The following is a 2,180-nucleotide window of genomic DNA, read 5'->3' as shown; positions in this document are numbered from 1 at the left end:
ATAGGCCACATACCAGCGCACGCAAGTCAGGATCACATCAAGCGGGTAATGCAGGCGTTTGAGCACGCGGGCCACGGTCGGATTCAGCGTCTTCATCTAGCTTTCAGTCGTTCGTCTTGTTACGAACATCATAGCCGACTGACTTATTGCAACAGAACCATCTTCCTCGTAACCAGCCCTACTCGCCCTGATTCCACTCTCGCGACACAGCCGCGGTTCTTGGCTTATCTACCTCGCAGAGCTCATGTTGTCTACGAGATCAATCGCGTCGTAAGATAGACCCGGACTCAGGAAGTCGGTGCCCAGCTCGCCACTTGTCACTGATAACCGCAACTCATTCACGCCCGCGCGGAACGCGGAAGCGGGAACAGCTATCGCATATATGTGGTTGTTGCCGCGATAAGTACCGACTGTCAGCGTCCGGCTCGTCGGCTGAATGGAGATGGGCTGGAGCGGCGCCGTCCACTGGTTGATCTGCACTGCCGGGCGGCCGTTGGCGAAAGCTGCGGTGATGCCAATGCGCAGCGTCATGGCGGCGACCGGCGCGCGAGAAAGCTGGAACCGAACGCGAACGAGGCTATTCACCTCCTTCCATTGGTAAGCAGGAAAGTCGGTCGCTGTGGCCGACGTGCCGACGACGAAAGGCGCCGTCGCCCAAGATCCCATGCGCCGGTCAGATGGGTGCATGACAGTTATACGGGTCCCGTTCAGAAATTCGGACGGCGTGCCGTCCCAACGGCCGATGCGCCAAATGGCCACCACCCGAGCGGGATCATCACGCGTCGGCACCGTATCAATGCGCGTTGTTTGGTTTGCGTCCACCCTGACGAAACTGCTCGCCACAGCAAGTTCGTTCTTGTATATCGTCATTCGATAGGTGCCAGGACGCATGCCGTCGCAGGTAAACGCGCCGTTAGCCCGTGCCGCAGGCGTCCAGTACTGCGCACCTGCCTCAGCAAAGCCGACCGTGTAGTCGAACGTCGGGTCCATGCCGGCGATGCCCGTACCCACGACGCGGCCCCGCGCTTCCGGCCCGACATAGCCGCTCAGCGACATGCGGCCAAACCAACTTGTATCGAGAGGGTCGGGCTCCTTGCCGTGCGTGAAAACAAGGGCGTAGCTGTCGAGAACATCCGTGCGGAACGGCTCAGTCTGCGCCTCGCCATAGTTGACGATGTAGGTCAGTTCCTGATCGGTCAGCGTACCTTGGTCGAGCAGACTGCGGTAGAACGGACCGCCCGATCCCCCCTCGTTGTTGTCGCGCACCATCCAGACGGCAACGCCAGACCCACGTGCGCCGAAAAACTGCCAGTCCTTCAGGCGCATGTTCGAATAATGCTTGGATCGCGTTTCTCCATTGGGCAACCCGAAGATATCGTGTGCTTCCACGATTCGGTCGGTACCCAAAAGGTCTGCCGGTGGTGAGCCATCAGGTAAAGCATCTCGCCGGATGCGCGCAATGTAGCGAACCAGTCCGGGCTTCGGCTCGCTGGCGAAGTGGGTTGCCATGAATATGGCGGCCAAACCACGCTTTGCCATATAGTAATGGATTAAGTCCCCGGCACGGACCGTCACCTTGACATGGTCGGCATCCACTTGCTGTGCGTCGACGCTGACCGGTGCCTGCCGGTCGTATAGATCGGAAAAGCCGGAGTTTATCTGGCTTCCCTTTTGAGAGTCCTGAAATTCCACTCCGTCATATCTCATTGACACGATGTCCCCGGCTCCCCGGCTCGCTTCCCCTGCACTTTTTCGTCTGATCGTAAAGGCAAGCCCCGCTCCGGTATCAATGCTAATAGACAGGTCGTCCTGAGCCATACCGAAGTTGATGCCCTCCGGTCGCGCCGCTGCGAAAACGTGAGCGTTAGCCGGAGCCCCCATGGGCGGGGCCGCCTCGACCAAGGCCGATATAACCGCAAGGAGCAACGCGCCCACGGTTCGCGTGAGCGAGTCTGATTTGGCCCATTTTGTAGTACAGAGAAGTGTCACTGCGTATTCCACGCAAAGAGAACAGCCATTCCACGGCAAAGTGAATCGTGATTCCAGGGGGCTTTGTTCAGCAGGGTATGCGCCCATTTGGTTGCGGGCGCAACTATGCCGTCTTGGCGCAGACCGCCTTGCCGAAGCTGTTCCACAGATTCACGAGGTTCGCGATAATCACGCCCTCGCGCTGCTGCGAT

The 2,180-nt window shown here is 59.0% G+C and carries 2 protein-coding genes and 1 pseudogene; all 3 read right to left on the bottom strand.

Annotation, left to right across the window (positions count from 1 at the left end; all coding sequences use genetic code 11):
• Window positions 1-96, bottom strand: a pseudogene (locus tag EVC45_RS44250) (IS6 family transposase); the annotation flags it as partial.
• 132 nt (window positions 97-228) lie between these two features.
• Window positions 229-1,818, bottom strand: a complete 1,590-nt coding sequence (locus EVC45_RS44245; RefSeq protein WP_168991673.1) for a rhamnogalacturonan lyase B N-terminal domain-containing protein — start codon at window positions 1,816-1,818, stop codon at window positions 229-231.
• A gap of 167 nt (window positions 1,819-1,985) precedes the next feature.
• On the bottom strand, window positions 1,986-2,180 hold a 195-nt coding region (locus EVC45_RS46435), incomplete at its 5' end, for a hypothetical protein (RefSeq protein WP_211193601.1).

The sequence above is a fragment of the Paraburkholderia sp. UYCP14C genome, from assembly GCF_004197395.1.
Taxonomy (GTDB): Bacteria; Pseudomonadota; Gammaproteobacteria; order Burkholderiales; family Burkholderiaceae; genus Paraburkholderia.
This window is presented reverse-complemented; position numbering and strand designations above follow the sequence as displayed.

Excerpts from the sequence above, each read along its gene's own strand:
- EVC45_RS44245 (WP_168991673.1), bottom strand. The coding sequence starts at position 1,818 with ATGGCTCAGGACGACCTGTCTATTAGCATTGATACCGGAGCGGGGCTT.